The 20,483-nt window shown below is 47.2% G+C and carries 25 protein-coding genes and 2 pseudogenes; 4 read left to right on the top strand and 23 right to left on the bottom strand.

What is annotated here, in order from left to right:
• Positions 1 to 159: 159 nt before the first annotated feature.
• From HFV01_RS21375 to hsdR, 9 genes are all read right to left on the bottom strand, one after another.
• Positions 160 to 1,617 (bottom strand): restriction endonuclease subunit S, encoded by a 1,458-nt coding sequence (locus HFV01_RS21375; RefSeq protein WP_193520367.1) that lies wholly within the window; start codon positions 1,615 to 1,617, stop codon positions 160 to 162.
• On the bottom strand, positions 1,614 to 1,754 hold the full coding sequence (locus HFV01_RS21370; protein WP_193520366.1) for a hypothetical protein: 141 nt from the start codon (positions 1,752 to 1,754) through the stop codon (positions 1,614 to 1,616). The genes HFV01_RS21375 and HFV01_RS21370 overlap by 4 nt, the downstream gene beginning before the upstream one ends.
• Positions 1,755 to 1,799: 45 nt before the next feature.
• Positions 1,800 to 2,234, bottom strand: a complete 435-nt coding sequence (locus HFV01_RS21365; protein WP_006621206.1) for a type II toxin-antitoxin system VapC family toxin — start codon at positions 2,232 to 2,234, stop codon at positions 1,800 to 1,802.
• The gene (locus tag HFV01_RS21360) at positions 2,234 to 2,707 is read right to left on the bottom strand and encodes a hypothetical protein (RefSeq protein ID WP_193520365.1); all 474 of its coding nucleotides are present in this window, start codon (positions 2,705 to 2,707) and stop codon (positions 2,234 to 2,236) included. Before HFV01_RS21360 ends, HFV01_RS21365 begins: the two co-directional genes overlap by 1 nt.
• A complete protein-coding gene (locus tag HFV01_RS21355; RefSeq protein WP_193520364.1) occupies positions 2,704 to 2,946 on the bottom strand; it encodes a hypothetical protein in 243 nt (80 codons plus the stop codon). Before HFV01_RS21355 ends, HFV01_RS21360 begins: the two co-directional genes overlap by 4 nt.
• A gap of 83 nt (positions 2,947 to 3,029) precedes the next feature.
• The gene (locus HFV01_RS31070; RefSeq protein ID WP_006669842.1) at positions 3,030 to 3,164 is read right to left on the bottom strand and encodes a PIN domain-containing protein; all 135 of its coding nucleotides are present in this window, start codon (positions 3,162 to 3,164) and stop codon (positions 3,030 to 3,032) included.
• The gene (locus HFV01_RS21350) at positions 3,164 to 3,469 is read right to left on the bottom strand and encodes a hypothetical protein (protein WP_006621203.1); all 306 of its coding nucleotides are present in this window, start codon (positions 3,467 to 3,469) and stop codon (positions 3,164 to 3,166) included. Before HFV01_RS21350 ends, HFV01_RS31070 begins: the two co-directional genes overlap by 1 nt.
• A gap of 19 nt (positions 3,470 to 3,488) precedes the next feature.
• The gene (locus tag HFV01_RS21345) at positions 3,489 to 4,946 is read right to left on the bottom strand and encodes a class I SAM-dependent DNA methyltransferase (RefSeq protein WP_046319991.1); all 1,458 of its coding nucleotides are present in this window, start codon (positions 4,944 to 4,946) and stop codon (positions 3,489 to 3,491) included.
• A 484-nt stretch (positions 4,947 to 5,430) separates the two neighbouring features.
• Positions 5,431 to 8,817, bottom strand: coding sequence for a type I restriction-modification system endonuclease (hsdR, locus tag HFV01_RS21340; protein WP_193520363.1), 3,387 nt, complete (start codon positions 8,815 to 8,817; stop codon positions 5,431 to 5,433).
• A gap of 93 nt (positions 8,818 to 8,910) precedes the next feature.
• Between hsdR and HFV01_RS21335 the strand changes: the two genes are divergently transcribed.
• Positions 8,911 to 9,222: a hypothetical protein gene (locus tag HFV01_RS21335; RefSeq protein WP_006621197.1), complete on the top strand. Its 312-nt coding sequence runs from the start codon at positions 8,911 to 8,913 to the stop codon at positions 9,220 to 9,222.
• A gap of 190 nt (positions 9,223 to 9,412) precedes the next feature.
• On the opposite strand, the gene HFV01_RS21330 is transcribed toward HFV01_RS21335, so the two are convergent.
• The 3 genes from HFV01_RS21330 to HFV01_RS21320 form a co-directional block, all read right to left on the bottom strand.
• On the bottom strand, positions 9,413 to 10,843 hold the full coding sequence (locus HFV01_RS21330) for a sulfotransferase (RefSeq protein ID WP_006621196.1): 1,431 nt from the start codon (positions 10,841 to 10,843) through the stop codon (positions 9,413 to 9,415).
• A 212-nt stretch (positions 10,844 to 11,055) separates the two neighbouring features.
• Complete coding sequence (locus HFV01_RS21325) at positions 11,056 to 11,535, bottom strand: PIN domain-containing protein (RefSeq protein ID WP_006621195.1); 480 nt, start codon at positions 11,533 to 11,535, stop codon at positions 11,056 to 11,058.
• The gene (locus tag HFV01_RS21320) at positions 11,532 to 11,795 is read right to left on the bottom strand and encodes a UPF0175 family protein (RefSeq protein WP_008057519.1); all 264 of its coding nucleotides are present in this window, start codon (positions 11,793 to 11,795) and stop codon (positions 11,532 to 11,534) included. Before HFV01_RS21320 ends, HFV01_RS21325 begins: the two co-directional genes overlap by 4 nt.
• 15 nt (positions 11,796 to 11,810) lie before the next feature.
• On the opposite strand from HFV01_RS21320, the gene HFV01_RS32180 reads away from it, so the two are divergent.
• Both HFV01_RS32180 and HFV01_RS21315 read left to right on the top strand, forming a co-directional pair.
• Positions 11,811 to 12,071 carry a phage integrase N-terminal SAM-like domain-containing protein gene (locus HFV01_RS32180; protein ID WP_396442770.1) on the top strand — a complete coding sequence of 87 codons (261 nt, stop codon included), beginning with the start codon at positions 11,811 to 11,813 and terminating at the stop codon, positions 12,069 to 12,071.
• Between the two features lie 15 nt (positions 12,072 to 12,086).
• Positions 12,087 to 12,761 carry an integron integrase gene (locus HFV01_RS21315; RefSeq protein WP_438861251.1) on the top strand — a complete coding sequence of 225 codons (675 nt, stop codon included), beginning with the start codon at positions 12,087 to 12,089 and terminating at the stop codon, positions 12,759 to 12,761.
• A 134-nt stretch (positions 12,762 to 12,895) separates the two neighbouring features.
• Here the strand turns inward: HFV01_RS21315 and HFV01_RS21310 are convergent.
• The 7 genes and pseudogenes from HFV01_RS21310 to HFV01_RS32175 form a co-directional block, all read right to left on the bottom strand.
• Positions 12,896 to 13,177, bottom strand: a pseudogene (locus tag HFV01_RS21310) (peptide chain release factor-like protein); the annotation flags it as partial.
• Between the two features lie 74 nt (positions 13,178 to 13,251).
• Positions 13,252 to 13,632, bottom strand: a complete 381-nt coding sequence (locus tag HFV01_RS21305; RefSeq protein WP_006669832.1) for a PIN domain-containing protein — start codon at positions 13,630 to 13,632, stop codon at positions 13,252 to 13,254.
• A 14-nt stretch (positions 13,633 to 13,646) separates the two neighbouring features.
• Entirely contained in the window at positions 13,647 to 13,901 is a 255-nt protein-coding gene (locus HFV01_RS21300) for a hypothetical protein (RefSeq protein WP_006621177.1), read from the bottom strand.
• Between the two features lie 9 nt (positions 13,902 to 13,910).
• Positions 13,911 to 14,087: a hypothetical protein gene (locus HFV01_RS21295; RefSeq protein ID WP_155839085.1), complete on the bottom strand. Its 177-nt coding sequence runs from the start codon at positions 14,085 to 14,087 to the stop codon at positions 13,911 to 13,913.
• A gap of 371 nt (positions 14,088 to 14,458) precedes the next feature.
• Positions 14,459 to 16,189, bottom strand: a complete 1,731-nt coding sequence (locus HFV01_RS21290) for a bis-aminopropyl spermidine synthase family protein (protein ID WP_193520362.1) — start codon at positions 16,187 to 16,189, stop codon at positions 14,459 to 14,461.
• Between the two features lie 46 nt (positions 16,190 to 16,235).
• Positions 16,236 to 17,549, bottom strand: coding sequence for an asparagine synthase-related protein (locus HFV01_RS21285; RefSeq protein WP_193520361.1), 1,314 nt, complete (start codon positions 17,547 to 17,549; stop codon positions 16,236 to 16,238).
• A gap of 73 nt (positions 17,550 to 17,622) precedes the next feature.
• Positions 17,623 to 17,784: a lariocidin/triculamin family lasso peptide core domain gene (locus HFV01_RS32175; protein WP_438861250.1), complete on the bottom strand. Its 162-nt coding sequence runs from the start codon at positions 17,782 to 17,784 to the stop codon at positions 17,623 to 17,625.
• A gap of 206 nt (positions 17,785 to 17,990) precedes the next feature.
• Here HFV01_RS32175 and HFV01_RS21280 point away from each other — a divergent pair, with 206 nt between their 5' ends.
• Positions 17,991 to 18,971 (top strand): integron integrase, encoded by a 981-nt coding sequence (locus tag HFV01_RS21280; RefSeq protein ID WP_193520360.1) that lies wholly within the window; start codon positions 17,991 to 17,993, stop codon positions 18,969 to 18,971.
• A gap of 98 nt (positions 18,972 to 19,069) precedes the next feature.
• Here the strand turns inward: HFV01_RS21280 and HFV01_RS21275 are convergent.
• From HFV01_RS21275 to HFV01_RS21260, 4 genes and pseudogenes are all read right to left on the bottom strand, one after another.
• Positions 19,070 to 19,351, bottom strand: a pseudogene (locus tag HFV01_RS21275) (peptide chain release factor-like protein); the annotation flags it as partial.
• A 74-nt stretch (positions 19,352 to 19,425) separates the two neighbouring features.
• Positions 19,426 to 19,806: a PIN domain-containing protein gene (locus HFV01_RS21270; RefSeq protein ID WP_193520359.1), complete on the bottom strand. Its 381-nt coding sequence runs from the start codon at positions 19,804 to 19,806 to the stop codon at positions 19,426 to 19,428.
• A gap of 14 nt (positions 19,807 to 19,820) precedes the next feature.
• Complete coding sequence (locus HFV01_RS21265) at positions 19,821 to 20,075, bottom strand: hypothetical protein (protein ID WP_006621177.1); 255 nt, start codon at positions 20,073 to 20,075, stop codon at positions 19,821 to 19,823.
• A gap of 9 nt (positions 20,076 to 20,084) precedes the next feature.
• Complete coding sequence (locus HFV01_RS21260) at positions 20,085 to 20,261, bottom strand: hypothetical protein (protein WP_155839085.1); 177 nt, start codon at positions 20,259 to 20,261, stop codon at positions 20,085 to 20,087.
• Positions 20,262 to 20,483: the final 222 nt, after the last annotated feature.

Raw genomic sequence — 20,483 nt, 5'->3', positions numbered from 1 at the left:
GGCAACAACTCAACAAAAAACTGGTGTCAAGTATTGCCGTCATGCCAAATGACTTGGCTGGGAACTCCACCCATACACAGGGTCAATCTCATTAACCAGGATATCCTCATCCCGCTCTGAAACATCCTGTTGAGCAGTGTTAGCCTCGATCGCACCCCCTCAATTCGCTTTGGGTTTGCGGGTCGATTTTGCTTTGCGTTTGGGTTGCGTCTGCCGTTGGGCTTGGATGCGTTCTAACAAGACTGCGGCGGGTTCGTCGTTGGGGTCTTGGGGTACGAGTTCGCCCCGAAAGGCTTTGGATAGGGTGGCTTTCTCTAGGCGATCGAGGAGTTTGCTGGCTTTTTGATGTTCCTGCTCGATGATATCTATCACTTTGAACAGCTTTTCAACCCGCTTAACAATCTCTTTTTGTTCTATAAGAGGAGAAACTATGAATGGTAACTCTCTGACACGTTGACAATTCAATGCCTGAGGCCCGGATCCACTCCCTTGCTCCCTAGTCGATTCATACTGATACTGAAACCAATACCACAAATATTCAGATAAGATTAAGCCATGATCAGTAATCACACCAGCTATATTCTGATTGATTGTTGCGTCAATTCTTAAAATTGCTGTTTGCCCTCTTGTTTTTCCTTCGCCAATCATAGCAAGTAGAACTGTACCCACTGGCAAAATACGGACAGAAGAATTATCATAACCCTGTTGAGTTATAGCCTCTTTTGTCCTCAAAATGACATTGTTACGGACTTCGCCTGAACTCACCCAACTGATATTTCCATTCCAATACTCAGAAGATTTTCTAGATGGCGTGCTGCCATTACAGACATTTGCAATGTCACCAATATGGCATCTAATCCATGTATTTGGTATATCTTTTGGATGTTTATTTTCACTATATAGAACAGTAGTAGCATCAAACAAATCTATCGATTTCTTCGATTTTTTATTTCGACGATATAAATTAACTTGTTGTTCTCGATTTAGTTGAATTTGCTTTAAAAGTTCTGATGCTGGCTCTACATCAGGATTCTCTGCCCGCCAATCTGCTGTGAGATCGCCACGGAAGGCGGCGGCTAGGACGGCTTGTTTGTAGCGCTGAACTAACCCAGACACCCGCCCCAACTCCTCACGGGCACAACGACTACGGGCAAAGAGGCGATCGAGCTTGGCAACAATCCGCCGTTGTTCGTTGAGTGGGGGAAGGGGGATTAATACCCTACGCATTGATTCTTGGGTTAATTTTAATCTTGTAGAACCTCCTACATAAGGCATCCAATCAAGTGAATTAAGAACATAGAATAAAAACCTTATTGGAATTTCACTACAAGGAGAAAGAATATGAGCATGATTATTGACCCAAAATCGCCCAGAGACTTCATAGGCCACGCCTTTAAATGGGTGATCAAAATAACCACCATCTTCAGCTAAGAGAATGTAATTGCCATCAAAAATAAAACCATCTATCGAATCTACCTGTCCATTAGCTCCATAGTATGGATATGCACCCTGACGTTCAGCACGTTGCTTCTGGTTCAAGGGAATACGCTGACTGTCGTGAAGATTGACAATACCCAGAAGAGAACTAAAAACCCACCCCTTCGGCAATTCACTCACGCTGCTCTCTCCTCTTGCGGTTCATCGCCTTCCATCTTCTCACTATATGCCCCAATTTCTGCCAGAGCATTTCGCAAATGATTAGGGGCGATCGCGCGATTTTGGTTAATCTCGAACTCCATTGGTAATTGTCTCATGGGGTTGTTTCCTTTAGCCGCGATAATGCGATCGCTCTGCCAACATCATCTGGGATCGTCCAGCCGCAATCTTAGCTTGAAATCATCAAAGTTTTCCGGTAGCACCACTGGAATGGTTGCCGCGCTAAACCCAGTAACATCACGAGTAACAATGACATCTACAGGATGGCTAATACCACATACATACTGTACAGCATCCTCAAAATCAGCGAATTGTAGAGCGATCGCTCCTTCTAAAACATCTCGATTCACAGGGGCGATCGTGAGATCGATCAGAATTTGGGCGATCGCGTCTCGAGCAACTCCATCTCCGGCGAACTTCCGAATAATATAATAAATATTAGTGATTGTGGTAGCGGTAATCACTCCTTCAATTTCCCCAGCATCAATCTGCTGAAAAATTCTCGCTGCATTCTCTACAAAAGGTTCCCGCTCTTGTAGAAAGTCAAGCACCACATTGGTATCGATTAAAACTCGCATTATGTGTATTTGTTCGTTAGATAATCAACATAGTCTGTCTGAGGATCAGACTGTTCTAAAACCGATACAGGTTTAGCAATCCCTCGGAGTTTAGACAAGTTTTTGGGACTGAAGTGAGTGGTAGATCCTGGGTGCTTCTGAATGACTTGCTTTGGTGACTGAAGGCTTTTTTTATAGTGCAAGAAATCAGCAAAAGCGATTACCATATTTATCTCTTCAGGAGTTAGTGTTTCTAGCTGCTCTAGCAGTTTATTCGTTTGTTGAATCTTAGTCATCATGGCGATCGCTCCAATGGTTGGTGTATTTGGGGGCAAAGTTGGTGATAGACATAAACCAGTCTCCTGATCAGGAATTTTTGAAAATCGAGTTTTGAGATCGCCCGATATGTCTTTAACATAAAGCACAACTTGTTCTGGAATACGATCCCGTAAAACAGCAGAAACTAAAACATTTGTATCGATTAAAATTTTCACTCGCCTCTACGATATGCCTCAATTTCAGCCGCAATATCTTCCTCAGTAATCTGGCTTACACCGGGTAATGCTTGGGTTTCTCGAAATAGGTCTCGTAGGCGTTTGCCCAAAGAGCTATGCTTTCTCTGGTGTAGTAAACTGACAAAATCAATGACTAAATCAAGGTCATCTGGGGCTAGAGTTGCGAGTTGTTTGAGTAGGCGATCGGCTAAAGGCTCGCGATCGCCCCGCTTAGACATAAATCAAACTCCTCTGTTGTCGTAAACAATGAATAATTGCTTCTTGAGTTGTATTCATAGATAAATCACCTCAGCTTGGGTTTTCATGGATTTTCGGCCTCCCAATCTTCGCAAATATACACATCGTCGGGAGATAATGCCATGAGGTGTTGATAAACGCTCATGCTACGCCGATTAATATAATTGATGCAGGTATTAGTATCCAGCAAATAAGACATTAAAACGACTCCCGCTCGGATGCCTCCTCTTGAACAGCCCTCACAAGTGGCTCACCTTCCCAAGCTCCAAATACACTTAAAAAATCGGGAGACCATTGTCGTTTTGACGATGTTTTTACTAATGGTTTTGCTGGCTGATATACCAAAATAATATCAACCTCCGTATCCTGTAAGTCAGGCAACGAAATATGTAATAATCCATCACTGCCCACATAAGACCTTAATTGAATTGTGTGCATACTCAGATCTGTTTCCATATCATCTTCATTGGGTGTAAATTTATTGATGACGAATAAACGTTTCATCGTCAATGCAGCCGTAAAGTCATCGGCTATCTGCTCCGTTGCTAAACTCCTCCATCATAATCTCAATTTCCCGCAGGGCGTTGCCTAAATGGGTAGCGATCGCCTCCGCAATTTCCTCCGGCTCGGTTAGGTCATCCTCTGGGTCATCGCTGGTATCCCGCAACCAGCTAATGTCTAGGTTATCATTGCGGGCAGCAATCTCCTCACGGGTGAAGCAGCGGAATCGCCCTTCCTCCCCCTGGTCAGTGCGCGGCGCTTTCCCCAACGGGTCATCCCCAAAAGCCGCTTCAAACTCGGCAAAATCCGCCACCGTCAGCAGTCTCGTCTTACCAAAACTGATCATATTTGCCCGCAGGTCATACACCCACACTGCCTTCGTGTTGCCCCTGTCCGTCTTGCCCCGCGTGAAAAACAGCACATTAGTTTTCACCCCCTGAGCATAGAAAATCCCGGTCGGCAAGCGCAAAATGGTATGCAGATCGCACAAATCCATAAGCTGCTGCCTCAGCTTGCGCCCCGTATTATCCTCAAACAACACATTATCCGGCAACACCACCGCCGCCCTGCCCCCTGGTTTCAGAGCGCGGTAAATATGCTCCACAAACGCCAACTGCTTGTTAGAGGTTTCTGCGGTCACCGAAAAATCCGATCGGGTAGGTCGTCCGCCCCCCTTCTTGGTTCCGAAGGGTGGATTGGTGAGAATCACATCAGCCTTGCCCAAACTCTCCCCATCCGGTGACAGGCTATCCCCACACATCACCACGCTTTCAATGCCATGCAACATCAAATTCATCAGGCAAAGACGGTGCGTATCGGGTACTAACTCCAACCCTCGATAAGCCTCATTACGCTGGAAACGCCCCTGCTCCTGGGTCAGGGTGTACAAGTCATCCGTCTGGTTTTTGACATACTGATCCGCCGCTACCAGAAAGCCCCCCGTCCCCGCTGCCGGGTCTTGGATAACCTCGCCCGCCTGGGGCTGCACCAGCCTGACAATGCAATCAATCAAGGGGCGCGGTGTGAAGTATTGCCCTGCCCCGGATTTCTTCTCGGCGGCGTTCTTCTCCAACAACCCTTCATAAAGGTTGCCTAAGCCTTCTTCTCGTGCCGAAAACCAGTCCAGCCGATCAATAGCATCCGTGAGCGATTTCAAATTGGTGGGCTTTCTCAGTCTGGTTTGAGCATCGGTAAAAATAGCCAGAATCACGGGGTCAGCAACCTTCTTCTGATTCCCCAAATCAAGCAGAAGCTGGCGATAAAACTCCAACTGCTCCAACCCTTCGCGGCTATCCAATGCGCTCCAGCGATACTCCTGCGGTAAACAATCTTCCCGCCCCGTCTCCGCCAGCATCTTGAGAAATAACAAATAGGTTAATTCGGTGACATATTCGTTATAGGTAATGCCATCATCTCGCAGGATATGACACAAATTCCAAAGTTTCGCGACAATATCACGGGTTACGTTACTGGTACTCATTGACTCTCCCTCACCCTAAATCCCTCTCCCAAAGAGGGAGAGGGACTTTGATTGGCTCCCCTTCTCCCTGCTTGGCAGAAAATGAGCTGGGGGATTGGCTCCCCTTCTCCCTGCTTGGCAGAAAATGAGCTGGGGGATTGGCTCCCCTTCTCCCTGCTTGGCAGAAAATGAGCTGGGGGATTGGCTCCCCTTCTCCCTGCTTGGCAGAATGAGCTGGGGGATTGGCTCCCCTTCTCCCTGCTTGGCAGAATGAGCTGGGGGATTGGCTCCCCTTCTCCCTGCTTGGCAGAAAATGAGCTGGGGGATTGGCTCCCCTTCTCCCTGCTTGGCAGAAAATGAGCTGGGGGATTGGCTCCCCTTCTCCCTGCTTGGCAGAAAATGAGCTGGGGGATTGGCTCCCCTTCTCCCTGCTTGGCAGAAAATGAGCTGGGGGATTGGCTCCCCTTCTCCCTGCTTGGCAGAAGGGGCTGGGGGATGAGGGCAATCAAGCTGTCCTTCGCCATAACTCCTCGTTTATATCTCCTAAAATAGCTTCCAGTTGTCCCTCAAAAATACGGTTGAGGCGATTAAACCCCCCGTCATTTCCGAAAGGCTCCTGATCCAGGGCAGCGCGATCAACAATAAACTCACGGGCGACCTGTTCCCCAATCCGCTTTAACCATTTGCGCTGCGGGTCTGTCCAGGCTCGTTTTGCCAGGATGCGTTTCATGGCTGCTTTGACCCGCTCATCATAGGGAATCAGCGGATCGCCCAGCGCCGCTTGACGGATAAAGTCAATGATCGAGGCGGCAATATCCTCATTCTTGGCTTCCTGCCACGCTTGGCGCAAATTGGTTTCTGAATAGCCCATCTTATCAAGCTCTAGGCGCAATTCACGAAGCTGGGCGCGGGTTAGCTCCCTGGGCCTTTGCAATACCACGGTTAAAGCAGCCAACTGATTGACGTTATCCCGCACATAGGCGGTAAAGCTATCGAGAAAATCATCAGGTTTTTGCCCCGATCCATAACCACGGGTCACGGCAACAACCTCATCAGGGTGATGAGAAATCGGCAGCAAGCTCCCCTCACCCCCTTCTGGATTCCAATCCAAAATCCGCCCGATACCGGGGCGATCGCTCACCCAGCCCGCCAACTCGGGCAGCGGGGAAGTCCTGAACCGCTCGAGCGTCTCTTCTGGGGTTTCCCCGATATCGGCCTCATAGCGATCTCTGGCTTGATCCGCCAACCGCCCCAACTTCCGCCGCAGTTTAACCACGATCTGATCCCGGATGACAGCACGGTGATCCGCCTCGGTAACCTGAGCAAACTCATCAAATAACTGCTCAAGGCTGATGGCAGGATTGACCACAACGGGTTTCATCTCGGTCAAAGTCTGTAACTTGGCATATAAATCAACCGCATCAAAAATACGGAACGTTTCTTTATCAATCTCAGGGCATTGGCGGGTTGCCCGTCCCAACATCTGCTCATAAAGAATCCGGCTATTCACCCGCCGCAAAAACACCAGATTGGTAATCTTCGGAACATCAATGCCGGTGGTCAAGAGGTCAACCGTGACCGCGATCTGAGGCATGGCATCATTACGGTAAGAACGGATCAAATCCCCTACCTTGTCCACACTGCCTGTAATCTTGCGAACGGCGGCATCCTCGATCTCGCCGTAATAATCAGCCATTGCCTGCTTCACCTGATCGACCACAATATCCGCATGGGCATCATTCACGGCAAAAATCAAGGTCTTACCGGGCAAGTTCGGATCGATATGTTTGGCTAGTTCCTTGGCAACTGCCTTATTGAAAGGAATCGTGATCACCTTCTTATTGAACTCCTCTACCTCGAAATTGAGATCGTCTGGGGCGTAAATGCGCTGTAGATGCCCGGTGGGAGAGTAGATCGCATCGAGTGCTTCCCCCGCCCGAAACTGAATCCCACTCCGACTCAAGGTAGTGGTAATCTGCACGGGTGGTTCATGGTCAATCAGAAACCCATCGATCACAGCCTCCCGGTAAGCGTAGGTAAACACGGGTTCACCAAAAATCTGCACGGTATGCAGGGCTGGCGTGGCTGTCAATCCGATCTTGACCGCATCAAAATGCTCTAAAACTCGACGATACTTAGAGATATAATCATCCTGACTGCGAAAACTTAGCTCGGCATCGGACATTTCCCGATCCAGCAGATAGCCTCGGTGACATTCATCAATCAACAGCAGATCATATTGGTCAATGGGGGGAACTGTTCGGGGTTCGCTGGCATACAGCACCCGCTTCACTAGCCCCTGAATGGTGCAGATATGCACCTTGGTTTCTGACTCTGGGGTAATATCTCCTAACCCCTGTAACCCGAAAATATCCCCAAAGGCTTTAGCGGTGACAACCTTGGTCGTCCGAAACTCACCGGCTGCCTGACTGCCTAAAGCACTGCGATCGACGACAAAACAAACCCGGCGAAACCGTTTGGCGGTTAAGAGTCGGTAGAGCAGGGCGATCGCCAGTTTTGTCTTACCCGTTCCGGTGGCCATTGCCACCAACATCTCACGGCGATCGGACTCTAGGGCCATTTCCACCGCTGCGATCGCTCGTTGTTGATAAGGACGCAACGGAAAACCAAACCGATAGGGCTGGGTTTTCAGGTGAGCATGGGCAGTTTCACGATCCATCCCTAGCAGCGCTGCCAAGCCTTCCGGGGTGTACCAGCCTACTAAGGCACGGCGGCGATTGGTGGGCTGGCGCACATCCCGAAACCAGATCCCGCTTTCGGTCTCAATCTGTTTGAGATAAGGTCGCCCATTGGTGGCAAACACAAAAGGAAACTGGAACTCACCCCATGGGCTACCATCAATAGGAGCAAAACCATCACCCGCCTGAAACCCTCTGGCGTATCGCTCGGCCTGATCAATGGCAGCAGAAACATTCTTGCGCCTGCGCTTGGCTTCAATGAAGCCGATACAGCTTGTACCCACAAACAGGGCATAGTCAGCAATACCGTTAGCCGTTGGCCATTCGGCGATCGCCATATTCTTCCCCTTAACGGGTCTTACGCCCTTGTCATGACGCAAGTTTTGGGTATCAGCTAACCAGCCTGCATCCTGCAATTGCTGATCAATAATTGCCCGTGTTTCATCTTCATCGAGATCAATCACGGTCGCCGCCCGATCAGCCAGAGAAATAATAGCGGCGGTCTGTTGGGCGGGTAACTGCTTCGATGCTGCCTGAAGGGTGGCTAACTGAACTTCAAGGGCTGATCTTGCCTGTTCCGACTCGACCGCAAGCTGCTCCCATAATGAACGGTTTTCAGCTTCCTGACGGGCTTTCTCCTCGGCACTCAGCACCGCCCTAGCCTGTTCTTCGGCTGCCAGCCTTGCCCTTTCTGCCTCGCTGCGGGTCTCTTCAAGGGCAATCCGCAAGCGTTCAAGTTCGGCTGCCAGTTCGGCTGTTACATCTGTTGGGTTCGGCGGCGGCACAAAAGCACCCGCCCTAAAGCTGGTATTGCCACTGAATGTTCGATGAAACCAGATAGCCAGTTGTCTGGCCATCTTTAACATGGTCAGGGCTGACCTATGATCGCCAATATATTCATGGGTTGCCCTATTGCCTGCAATTCTGATCTGATGGAACAGATCAGCGACTTCGGGCGATATCACCCGTTGAAACTTCAACCGTTTCAATAAATCTGCCTGGGCTTCCTCGGTAGAAACAAACTGACCTGTTTTGGCGGCGGTCAATTGTGCCAGCACTTCAGCAAACTGCCGTAACTTAATCAGGCAAGTACCGGGGTCATCTCGGAAATAGCGTTCAGCTAAAGCCCCAAGACGTACTAACTGAAGGTCATGCGATCGCAAAAATTCAAAATTGGCTGATTCCCCTGACATACTTTATTTTAATGTGATATTATGAAAGCAAACAATAATACTACAGCCATAGTCAAGATGATTAGGACGTAATATACACTAACGACTAGCCAGGTGAGCAATGCCCACCCTACAGATCCTCAAGATTGGCAATGTCTTAATCGCTTTGGCGACTGCGATATCTCTGTATCTGCCAGTTTGGCAAGAATATCGGGAGACCGGGAGCATGAGTTATCCCAGAGCGCGAAGCGATCGCATTCTGCTCACTTTCAGGTAAGGCTGGTAACAAAGGCGATCGCACCCTCAAGCAACTCAGTCATTGCCACTCTACCCAGAACTTTGTACCCATTCTATCGATTATCGCAGCTCTCAGGTAGATTGAGCATAGTGCGATCGCGCTGTTGGAAAGCCGGTATACTTCCCTGATTCTGCCAATGTTGTTAAAAAGTAGGCATTGTCTCGAAAAACATCACATCCCCACCTTAATAAGATTTAACGACCTCGAGCTCACCCGCACGCGCGGGTGCGGTGCCAGCACCACCGCCAGTCAACTAGCTTCAAGGCGCGGCTCTCCGCCGCCACCACGCGCGCAGCGCGTGTCGGGTGCAGCGAGTTGTTAGACGCTATCTCTTAAGAACATATTGCTATATTCCTCAAAGGCGATTTTGGCCTCCGTCAAGTGAAAATCTTGCAAGGAACGGGGTTGATTCCCCTTTTTATCACGCTTATGATCGTCAAGGTAAGCCTGCATAGCCGCCTTCGCCTCTGCGGTTGGTTTTTCATCAAAACACATCTCGTAGATTCGCCCGATACACTCAACCATATTCGGTGCCAACTCCGAGAACAAGAAATCGATACGGTGGTCTTCATCCGGCGGATTTGCCTTAGTGTAATCAACAATCCCGCTCAAGAAAAAGTTAGTCTTTTCCAAAGCATACTGTCCCCACTCTGCTGAAGTGGTTCCCGGTGCGCCGGGTTCAACAAAGATACATGTAAAAACCACGAACAACTTTGCCATACTGGGTAAAATCTCACGGGGAGGGCGATGGGTAAAAATGAAGCGGGCATCCGGAAATTGCTGCCGGAGTTGCGGCAGGAAGGCCGTGTGGTTAGGGTCTTTCATCAGCCACGTCTTGTCGCTATCGGGCTCCAAAGTTTGATGAATGCGCATAACCATATCGAGCCAAGCATAACGATAGGCAGCCAGTTCAGCACTTTCAAGAGGCATTCCACGGGCCCGCTGCTCTGGATAAAGAAGCATTAGCGTATCTTGGTAGCCAAAGCCAAGTCCAGAATCATAGATACCCAAGTCTTCATCCACTTGGTTAGGTTTCATCGCATGCATTGTCTCCAAGCACTCATACCAACCCGGATAAATTCGTTTAAGTGGCTCGATAAAATTCTTTTGCACTTTCTCGGCCAACTGATCACGGCGCGCGCGGTCTGAACGGGGGATAGGCGGCAAGGGCATAATCATATCCGCCAAGTCGAAGGCTCGCCAACGCGAAGTATCTGTAGCCAGCGTGCGGTGGAGAATGGTAGTAGCCGTACGCGGCATAGACACGATGAAGACGGGTTGACGCACAACTTCATTATGCGCTTCTGCACCTAATTTGAGTAAACCCGCATGATTAGAAAAATAGTGCAATGCTCCGGCGTAGTTGGATACTTTGGCAAGCGCGTTGAGGGTGACAGAGGCGCGCATATCATCCGCGTAGTTTGCCAATCGCGACCGCATAGCTTGACGTGCGGCGGCATCACATAGAATAGCAGGGACACGTCCACTGGCTTCGGCCTCTTCCATTTGCCGAACAGACTTCTTCAAAGCTGATGCGATGGCTGTTTTCTCTAAGAGCGTGATCAAAAGTGAAGCGCCGCGTTTATCAATGATGATATTAAAAAGACGGGCAAATAACGACGGTTTCGGCAAGAGATGGATGTGCCAATCGCGTTGGTTCATTTCCACAAAAGCGCAATCCGCAGCCCTCAATTTGAGATATAAATAACATAACAGAAGTAATGATACAACAGCGATACCTAAAGCCATAATTCCCCCGATCTTCTAAGATTATCTGGCCCAAACTTAATCAGCATACTTTTGTAAATAACGAAGCGTCTAACCGTTGAGATGAGCCGCCGCAGATAACCTCGGTTTCCCACAGATAATCTTGATACGGTCGGCTCCATCGATTTGTTAGCCCGATCTCAGAGGATGTAGATTCAAGTTGAGCGGTGTACTTTAGTCTACGTAGTGAGGCTTTAAGTGTGCTTGTCTAATAACCTTTGAAACAAACTGTCAGATGCCCAAAAAGATGTAGCTTGAAGGCTTTGAACGGCAAGAGGTAGGTCGATGAGCTTTAGGGTTGCTGCCTGATCCAAAATTCCGAGGATACCTGTAATGCTCAAACCTCTGTCTATCGCAGTGCGTCGCGCTTTCATGTCATCTAGCAAAAGTAAGTTAGCTTTCAGTTCTTGGGCTAGAAGGATAGCTGCACGTTCTCCAGGATCAAGCAAATTAATGATTGTATCCGAAGCTTGGCTGACAGGTTGAGGTTGAATTTTGAGCCAATTGGGTGGAGTTGTTATCCAAGTTCGGACAAGGTTTGGAGCTTCCGTATCAGATAGTTCGCTATAAACTGCTTGGGGAATGATGACCTGCCGGAACAATTCAGGTAGTAAGTCGATCTGCCCAATCAGAATCAGGTAGTTGATTGGGGAGGTATTGGAAACAATAATCATTCCGTAGCCAACAGATTGCGAATCGCTTGGACATCCTGCTCTAAATCGTCTTCAGTATAGGGCAAATAAGCTTTCTCACGCTTAAGAAATTTGTAGGTTTCCCAACGAGAGGAAAAGTTAAGTATTTGTCGCACTTCGGCGGCTCCAATACGACCTTGACGATAGTGATCGGCAGCGATAAGTTCTAGAACTCGGCGGGAAACATTGACGGGTTGTAATTGATTGGCTATGTCGTCGGGAAGTTCAATCGTAATCTGCATGATAATTTTCTCCTTATGACCACTCATCAGTGCCTCAACCGCCCAAACTTCTTGATCGCGTGCGCCAAGCCATCCGCTTTAGGCATCTCAGTCGCAAAACCGAGAAGTTCCATACTCTACTATATCCGAGACTTCATCTTGTTTCAACAAAAACGCCACCCCAGAGAGATGGGAGTACCAGAACTCCGCGCCTCTTACTACCTCGCGGTCGATAAAAAAATGGCTGCCTCCACCCAAAACGTTGCCCCCAGTGCCTTGCTCGTTCTCTACCGCTAAGTTCTTGACCTTCCCTTGCCAGACCTTGATGTCCTTGAGCGGCCCCAGTGCCCCAAGCGGTTGCCCACTGTGTTCTCGCGCCCGGAAGTGCTGGCAATCCTGGCTAAGGTTGGGGATGACCCAGAGGCCTTGGTCATCCGCCTACTCTACGGGACTGGGATGCGGTTGACTGAATGCCTACGACTGCGAGTTAAGGACGTGGACTTTGACCATGGCCAAATCCTCATCCGTAACAGCAAAGGCAAAAAGGATCGCATCACCATGTTGCCCCGATCGCTCATTCTCCCCCTTCAACAACACATTGCCCGCACCAAACTCGCCCACGATCGCGAACTCCTCGACGGCTACGGCGAAGTGGAGCTACCCGATGCCCTCGCCCGCAAATATCCCAATGCCCAACGAGAATGGGGCTGGCAGTATGTATTTCCAGCCGCTCATCGTTCTCGTGACCCCCGTTCCGGAGCCGTTCGCCGTCATCATCTCTCTGAAGATCGCATTCAACGCAGGATGAAGCCAGCCAAACAACAAGCCAGTATCACCAAACACGGGAGTTGCCACACCCTCCGCCATAGCTTTGCCACCCACTTGCTTGAGGATGGCTATGACATTCGCACAGTGCAAGAACTGTTAGGCCACAAAGATGTGAAAACCACCAGGATTTACACCCACGTTCTTAATCGCGGTGGCTGAGGGGTTCGCAGTCCTTTGGATGAACTGGGTGAGTGAGCGTTCAGAAACAGACTTAAACCCACATTCCGGAGGTTGACAAAATCCACCACCCAACTGTTGATTAAACACAAAGGTCGGTGGGCACACCCCACACCTTACTCCGTTGCATTGGCCAACTGCTCCAGCCGCTCCTGCTGATCCTGAGAAATACAAGCCTCCATCACCTGATCAATATCCCCATCGAGGATATTTGCCAGCGTGAAATTTTGCCCCAAACGGTGATCCGTGATCCGGTTGTCCTTGTAATTGTAGGTGCGGATCTTCTCCGATCGCGCCCCCGTCCCCACCTGCGATCGCCGCAACGAAGTCACCTTCTCCTGCCGCTCTTGGAGTTTAATATCGTAGAGCTTCGCCCGCAGGATCTGTATTGCCCGCTCAAGCAACTCAGTCATTGCTACAAAAACAGCACATCCCCACCTTGATAGAATTTAACGGTGAAGTTAGCCCGCGCCTAGCGGTTATACGGTTGCTCTATTTTTAGTCCTGGAATGACTCGATAATGCTTAGTATTGAAGGTGCAAAGGGTAAAGCCCTGACCTACAGCACAGGCAGCTATCAAAGCATCAATTAATCCCACTTTATGTGATAAATGGTAAGCCGTGAAATCTGAGAGCGCACGCGCACAGTCAATTTCAGTAGGCCAGACTACAGGTAGTGGTGCAACAAGTTGCAAGGCTTTACGAACTTGTTGCTTATTTTGTGCGTCCTGAATCAACTCCATAACAACGAAGCCAGGGATACTGGGCAGTTCTTGGAGAGAGACAAACCAACTTAAAGCAGGTGTAAAGCCTCTTTGAATGTCAATAAAAATATCGGTATCAAGTAAATACATGGAGCCACCTAGAATCACTCACGGGTTTCAGCTTCACGACGTAATCTGCGAGCATATTCTTGACTATCGGTAATATCAGGACGAGAGTTGATAATTCCGCTATTTTCCCAGTAAGTAACAAGTTCTGCACCTGTTTTTGGCGGATTTTGAAGAAACGGGCGAAACGATAGGACACGCAAAATATACTCTGTGATAGGTAGCTTTAACTGGGATGCCTCAAGAGACAGTTCATCTTCTAATTCTGCTGGCAGATCTAGTGTGACAATCATTTTAATCCTCTATTTTTTAGTAAGCAAGGGGGTAAAATCAAGCTGGTTATCAGCATACTGTTCCAAAATTTCATGCACCCGTACTAAGTCCTCTGGAATGAGAGGCTCAACTTGAACCGTATTAGGTGTCATGTTGGATACAAAACGACGCATCGCTTGATGACCCAATCTTGATGCAAATCGCACGCTCCAGCAACTCAGTCATTGCCACTCTACCCAGAACTTTATCCCCATTCTATCGATGATCGCGGCTCTCAGGTAGATTGAGCATAGCGCGATCGCGCTCTTGGAAAGGGGGTAGACTTTCCTAAACCTGCCAATGTTGTTGAAAGGTATAGTAGCTATGGCAGGGAGACCCAGCCCCTACTTGGGGGAGGGGAGTCAAAATTTTCACAAATCATGGCGGATTGATATAGGTATTGTCTCCAAAAAACATCACATCCCCACCTTGATAAGATTTAACGGTCTAGTTGAGCCGCCTCAGTCAAACTTTGACTTTTAAAGATTACTCTTGCTGGGTCAGCTTCAACGTTGTGTTAGCCTACATGACTCACAACCTAGTCTACAATGTGTGTTGAATATAACTCAGAAATGGACGCTTTAATATTGGCAATAAGAGTTGTAAGCAAAAACATTGGAAACTCCGATAGATAGCCTGGGCATTGTTGAGAAGATAAATACTTATCTACTATTTGTCGAGCTTGATTCTTTGTCACTTCAATATTTTTAAGACTAAACCAAGATATTAAAGCTTCTCTCCAAGAATTTCTTAATTTTGCATATCGATGATCGATGACATATCGTAAGATATAGCTTAATGCATCTGTTTTAGATAATTCTATCTTATCTGCAACTAAAATACTCAAGTTTTTGTGACCCTTAGCATTCATCTTGTGAATGTTACATTCATATTTACTCTCTACTATCTTTCTTAGAAATTGGTTCGCAAGTGTAGTTTCATGAAAATCAGAATATTTACCGACAATTACAAGGCGCTCCGCGACAGAGATAAGAAAAAAGCGAATCAAACTTGACCAATAGCTTGGATAAAGACTTACAATAACTAAGTTAGAATGAGGTTCTCTTGTAAAAGGAGGTTTGCCTTTTTTAAAGTACATACTTTGAAAATATTTACCTAGAGATAAGAATTCTACTTGATAAGAATTTAAATCAAAAGGTAAGCTTTTCAATCCTTCACCAACAAGAGTAATATCTGTAAGTTTTAAGTCAAAGCTAATCTTTAACGTTTCTTCTAAAATTTCTTTTGGCAGTACTGCAGAAGTCGTTTCCTCAGAACTACTTCCATGTGTATAAATTTGTGAACTTGAGTTAGGCAACTTAGTGATAGTCATCCACGTCTCTTTGGTAGGTCGGCAGATATATAAATCACTACTACTACCTATTGCTTGAGCACCAAAATATCGATTAAATTTAGGTAGTAAAGCCTCTAATACTAACCTAAGTTGAGGCAGAACAGATTGCACTTTAAGACCTATTGCAGGGTGCTGTTCACCAAATCCATAGCAAAACAGCAGACGTGAAAACTTATCTTGCTTGAGGGCCGCAAGTCCACGTCTTAGGAAACAATCGATTCCAGATGAAGTATATGGCGGATCAGTAAAAACCAGATCAAAGCTCGCTAAACAACTTCTTGGAAGTTCAACCCGAAAGTCAGCAAAGGCAGTTTTTATAGACCATCCATGCTGCTGAGAAACATTATAGATATAGTCAAGTATACGCTCATCAATATCAACTACGGTTATGTCCAAATCTGGATAGATAAGTGAAAGTGCTATTGATGTAAGATCATGATCACCAAGGCACAAAATTCTTTTATCAGCAATCTCATATGTGTAGGATAAGAACAACGCACGTTTAATACAGGTTTCAGGAGTTGCCGATACATGATCAAGATTCAAGTCAGACAGTGGCATTTCCCGAACAATATCCGTAATGCTGTCGAGTAGAGTCTGATTTTCAATGATTAAGGCATCGTAAGGATCTTGAATTTTTTTCACAAACAACGACTCGCAATCAAAAACAGATCGTGCATCATCTGTGAATTGCTCTTTAAAGCGTATATAGTTCCCATTTTTATCAATCCAAGGCTCTAGGTCTCGTAACAGACTAGTCACAGTTTTGTGGGATAAAGCAGATTCCTGAATGAGTTGCTCAACTGAACACCACTGCCTTTCAGTAAGGCATGATATGAGGGCACGAATACGCTTAAACTCAGTTCCCCATCTCGATGACAACTCAAGCCTTGCTTTAATTAAGTAGTTTGACATTTTTTGGTCATTTTTTAATTACATCTTCTCTAACATAAGGTAAAACTCACCCTACCACAGAGTATCCCCTGTCAATAGCGCCCTTAAGCCATGTCTCCACTGCACGTATATGATGACGGATAAGTATAGATGCACAGCTTTCATCATAAGGGATATTTGGCTTAGTAACAAAAAGACCAACCTTTTCGCAGATTGTAGAATCTACAGGTCGACTATCTTCCATTCTATTAAATGCTTTACGAAAAAACTGCTTCCCAGGAGGTAAAATAGATACCGCCTCTCTACCAAGAAGTTCAACTACCATAGCTTTTTGACGGTGATAGGCTTTTTGAAAAGATTCGTTATATCTTTCTTCCAAAGGAAGACTCATTGCCACCTCAAAGACATGAGCATCTTGAAAAGGATTGTATTCAGCGATACTACCCGAAGGTGGATAAGGTTCATCAGGAAAAATTGCATCTATTGCATCTGCTGCTGCCCAATTGGAGGTATTTCCCAAGTGAAAGTTAACTCGCTCTGCAATCCATCGAGATGTCCAATCTTGAATGTAAGGGTGTAGTTTGGGATTTATGATTTCAGGGACGTAAACAGAACACGATTCTGGTAAGTTAGTAGACCAATAGATTTGAGTTTGTAACTTCTTTGGTAGAAGAAGACTGATACCTGAGAGAAGTTCTAAGGCAAGGGGTTTCCACCCAACAGAATAAATATCACGAAAAAGAGTTCCAGATTTGCGAAGCTTCAGTTTACCCAGCGTGATTGGAAGAAGGTATTTAGGCGCACCGAAAAGACCATCTGCTCCTTCACCAGTTAGTAAAATTTCTGCACCACAATCGATCGCCCGTTCAGCTATTGCCCTCGTCATGAGGGGTATTGCGCAGAGATTAGGTCCACTTGGATGCCACATCACTTCCCTAGAAGCTTCGTGTTCCTCAACCGACACTATAGTACATTTTATGTTGAGGTTCTTGATTAGTTGAGATGCAACGTCTAAACAGTCGACATTAGCATCATCACGCAAGTTACCAACTATCGCAAAACATTGTTTCTCGTTACTACACAATTTGGACACTTCTTTGAGAACAGCGCAGCTATCTATACCTCCAGAGACAGCAACTGCAACCTTTTGGTTGTCACCCACCGCTCTAGCAATAGAATCTCGAAACGCAATCTGAAGATCCTCAATTGAAGCACCTGAAAAAGTTGGCTTAGGGCATTGCCAGTGCTTTTGTTCGCCAACTAAAAGAGACTGAGGAATAAAAGCCTCTGAAAGAGATGCTGATGAAAACAAAAGTGAAAGAGAACGTAAAGATATAAGCTTTCCATTCTTTTTGCTAGAGTCACTCATTTCAATGCCCATTTCTTTATGTATGTTTGATAGTCCTATTCAAAGAACAGGAGTGAAGTACATACTTCCCACTCCTATTCTTTATTTAAGCTTGAACCTGACGTAAGATGCTACGAAGCTCAAGAAAAGAGTGAAAGGTGCTTGGACGAGACACGGGATCTAGTCGTGTAAGACAACCAGCACCGTACATAATTCCTTTTTCACCTTTGCCATGTGTACCATCTCCAGGTTTATCTTTCTTAGCCATAGCGTTACCTCAAGTTTGCGAATTTATTCCTCGATCTAACATTAACAACAACCAAACAGGATAACTATTTATTAGATCGTAACTGCAGGATAGCTCACCACTGGAGGGTGTTGTCAAGCACTGGCGGTCTAACTCCGATATTATGGGTATTATCCCGCACGTGCAGGATAACACCCCTTTTCGTCGTCTTTTAGCGCAAGTTTGCTATGGAAGTGCCTCAACCGTCTCAACTTCTCGATCATGTGCGCCAAGCCATCCGCTTCCGGCATCTCAGCCGCAAAACCGAAAACTCCTATCTCTATTACATCCAAGACTTCATCCTCTTTCACCAAAAACGCCACCCCAGAGAGATGGGCGTACCAGAAGTCCGCGCCTACCTATCTCACCTCGCAGTCGATAAAAAAACTGCTGCCTCCACCCAAAACGTTGCCCTCAGTGCCTTGCTCTTTCTCTACCGCCAAGTTCTTGACCCTCCCTTGCCAGACCTTGATGGCATTGAGCGGCCCCAGCACCCCAAACGGTTGCCCACTGTGTTCTCGCGCCCGGAAGTCCTGGCAATCCTGGCTAAGGTTGGGGATGACGCAGAGGCCTTAGTCATCCGCCTACTCTACGGGACTGGGATGCGGTTGACTGAATGCCTACGACTGCGAGTTAACGACGTGGACTTTGACCATGGCCAAATCCTCATCCGTAACAGCAAAGGCAAAAAGGATCGCATCACCATGTTGCCCCGATCGCTCATCCTCCCCCTTCAACAACACATTGCCCGCACCAAACTCGCCCACGATCGCGAACTCCTCGACGGGTACGGCGAAGTTGAGCTACCCGATGCCCTCGCCCGCAAATATCCCAATGCCCAACGAGAATGGGGCTGGCAGTATGTATTTCCAGCCGCTCATCGTTCTCGTGATCCCCGTTCCGGAGCCGTTCGCCGTCATCATCTCTCTGAAGATCGCATTCAACGCAGGATGAAGCCAGCCAAACAAGAAGCCAGTATCACCAAACACGGGAGTTGCCACACCCTCCGCCATAGCTTTGCCACCCACTTGCTTGAGGATGGCTATGACATTCGCACAGTGCAAGAACTGTTAGGCCACAAAGATGTGAAAACCACCAGGATTTACACCCACGTTCTTAATCGCGGTGGCCGAGGGGTTCGCAGTCCTTTGGATGAACTGGGTGAGTGAGCGTTCAGAAACAGACTTAAACCCACATTCCGGAGGTTGACAAAATCCACCACCCAACCGTTGATTAAACAAAAAGGTCGGTGGGCACACCCCACACCTCACTCCGTTGCATTCGCCAACTGCTCCAGCCGCTCCTGCTGATCCTGAGAAATACAAGCCTCCATCACCTGATCAATATCCCCATCGAGGATATTTGCCAGCGTGAAATTTTGCCCCAAACGGTGATCCGTGATCCGGTTGTCCTTGTAATTGTAGGTGCGGATCTTCTCCGATCGCGCCCCCGTCCCCACCTGCGATCGCCGCAACGAAGTCACCTTCTCCTGCCGCTCTTGGAGTTTAATATCGTAGAGCTTCGCCCGCAGGATCTGTATTGCCCGCTCAAGCAACTCAGTCATTGCTACAAAAACAGCACATCCCCACCTTGATAGAATTTAACGGTGAAGTTAGCCCGCGCCTAGCGGTTATACGGTTGCTCTATTTTTAGTCCTGGAATGACTCGATAATGCTTAGTATTGAAGGTGCAAAGGGTAAAGCCCTGACCTACAGCACAGGCAGCTATCAAAGCATCAATTAATCCCACTTTATGTGATAAATGGTAAGCCGTGAAATCTGAGAGCGCACGCGCACAGTCAATTTCAGTAAGCCAGACTACAGGTAGTGGTGCAACAAGTTGCAAGGCTTTACGAACTTGTTGCTTATTTTGTGCGTCCTGAATCAACTCCATAACAACGAAGCCAGGGATACTGGGCAGTTCTTGGAGAGAGACAAACCAACTTAAAGCAGGTGTAAAGCCTCTTTGAATGTCAATAAAAATATCGGTATCAAGTAAATACATGGAGCTACCTAGAATCACTCACGGGTTTCAGCTTCACGACGTAATCTGCGAGCATATTCTTGACTATCGGTAATATCAGGACGAGAGTTGATAATTCCGCTATTTTCCCAGTAAGTAACAAGTTCTGCACCTGTTTTTGGCGGATTTTGAAGAAACGGGCGAAACGATAGGACACGCAAAATATACTCTGTGATAGGTAGCTTTAACTGGGATGCCTCAAGAGACAGTTCATCTTCTAATTCTGCTGGCAGATCTAGTGTGACAATCATTTTAATCCTCTATTTTTTAGTAAGCAAGGGGGTAAAATCAAGCTGGTTATCAGCATACTGTTCCAAAATTTCATGCACCCGTACTAAGTCCTCTGGAATGAGAGGCTCAACTTGAACCGTATTAGGTGTCATGTTGGATACAAAACGACGCATCGCTTGATGACCCAATCTTGATGCAAATCGCACGCTCCAGCAACTCAGTCATTGCCACTCTACCCAGAACTTTATCCCCATTCTATCGATGATCGCGGCTCTCAGGTAGATTGAGCATAGTGCGATCGCACTCTTGGAAAGGGGGTAGACCTCCCTGATCCTACCAATGTTGTTAAAAAGTAGGCATTGTCTCGAAAAACATCACATTCCCACCTTGATAAAATTTAACGGTGAAGTTGTGCGGCGGCAGATAAT

It is taken from the genome of Limnospira fusiformis SAG 85.79 (genome assembly GCF_012516315.1).
Lineage (GTDB): Bacteria > Cyanobacteriota > Cyanobacteriia > Cyanobacteriales > Microcoleaceae > Limnospira > Limnospira fusiformis.
This window is presented reverse-complemented; position numbering and strand designations above follow the sequence as displayed.

Bases quoted from the DNA above. Each gene is read 5' to 3' on its own strand.
- HFV01_RS21355 (WP_193520364.1), bottom strand. From the start codon at position 2,946: ATGTCTAAGCGGGGCGATCGCGAGCCTTTAGCCGATCGCCTACTCAAA.
- HFV01_RS21370 (WP_193520366.1), bottom strand. From the start codon at position 1,754: ATGAGACAATTACCAATGGAGTTCGAGATTAACCAAAATCGCGCGATC.
- HFV01_RS21265 (WP_006621177.1), bottom strand. From the start codon at position 20,075: ATGATTGTCACACTAGATCTGCCAGCAGAATTAGAAGATGAACTGTCT.
- HFV01_RS21365 (WP_006621206.1), bottom strand. From the start codon at position 2,234: ATGCGAGTTTTAATCGATACCAATGTGGTGCTTGACTTTCTACAAGAG.
- HFV01_RS21305 (WP_006669832.1), bottom strand. From the start codon at position 13,632: ATGTATTTACTTGATACCGATATTTTTATTGACATTCAAAGAGGCTTT.
- HFV01_RS21325 (WP_006621195.1), bottom strand. From the start codon at position 11,535: ATGATTATTGTTTCCAATACCTCCCCAATCAACTACCTGATTCTGATT.
- HFV01_RS32180 (WP_396442770.1), top strand. From the start codon at position 11,811: ATGACCACTCATCAGTGCCTCAACCGCCCAAACTTCTTGATCGCGTGC.
- HFV01_RS21280 (WP_193520360.1), top strand. From the start codon at position 17,991: ATGGAAGTGCCTCAACCGTCTCAACTTCTCGATCATGTGCGCCAAGCC.
- hsdR (WP_193520363.1), bottom strand. From the start codon at position 8,817: ATGTCAGGGGAATCAGCCAATTTTGAATTTTTGCGATCGCATGACCTT.
- HFV01_RS21350 (WP_006621203.1), bottom strand. From the start codon at position 3,469: ATGAAACGTTTATTCGTCATCAATAAATTTACACCCAATGAAGATGAT.
- HFV01_RS21285 (WP_193520361.1), bottom strand. From the start codon at position 17,549: ATGGGCATTGAAATGAGTGACTCTAGCAAAAAGAATGGAAAGCTTATA.
- HFV01_RS32175 (WP_438861250.1), bottom strand. From the start codon at position 17,784: ATGGCTAAGAAAGATAAACCTGGAGATGGTACACATGGCAAAGGTGAA.
- HFV01_RS21345 (WP_046319991.1), bottom strand. From the start codon at position 4,946: ATGAGTACCAGTAACGTAACCCGTGATATTGTCGCGAAACTTTGGAAT.
- HFV01_RS21290 (WP_193520362.1), bottom strand. From the start codon at position 16,189: ATGTCAAACTACTTAATTAAAGCAAGGCTTGAGTTGTCATCGAGATGG.
- HFV01_RS31070 (WP_006669842.1), bottom strand. From the start codon at position 3,164: ATGTCTTATTTGCTGGATACTAATACCTGCATCAATTATATTAATCGG.
- HFV01_RS21320 (WP_008057519.1), bottom strand. From the start codon at position 11,795: ATGCAGATTACGATTGAACTTCCCGACGACATAGCCAATCAATTACAA.
- HFV01_RS21330 (WP_006621196.1), bottom strand. From the start codon at position 10,843: ATGGCTTTAGGTATCGCTGTTGTATCATTACTTCTGTTATGTTATTTA.
- HFV01_RS21270 (WP_193520359.1), bottom strand. From the start codon at position 19,806: ATGTATTTACTTGATACCGATATTTTTATTGACATTCAAAGAGGCTTT.
- HFV01_RS21300 (WP_006621177.1), bottom strand. From the start codon at position 13,901: ATGATTGTCACACTAGATCTGCCAGCAGAATTAGAAGATGAACTGTCT.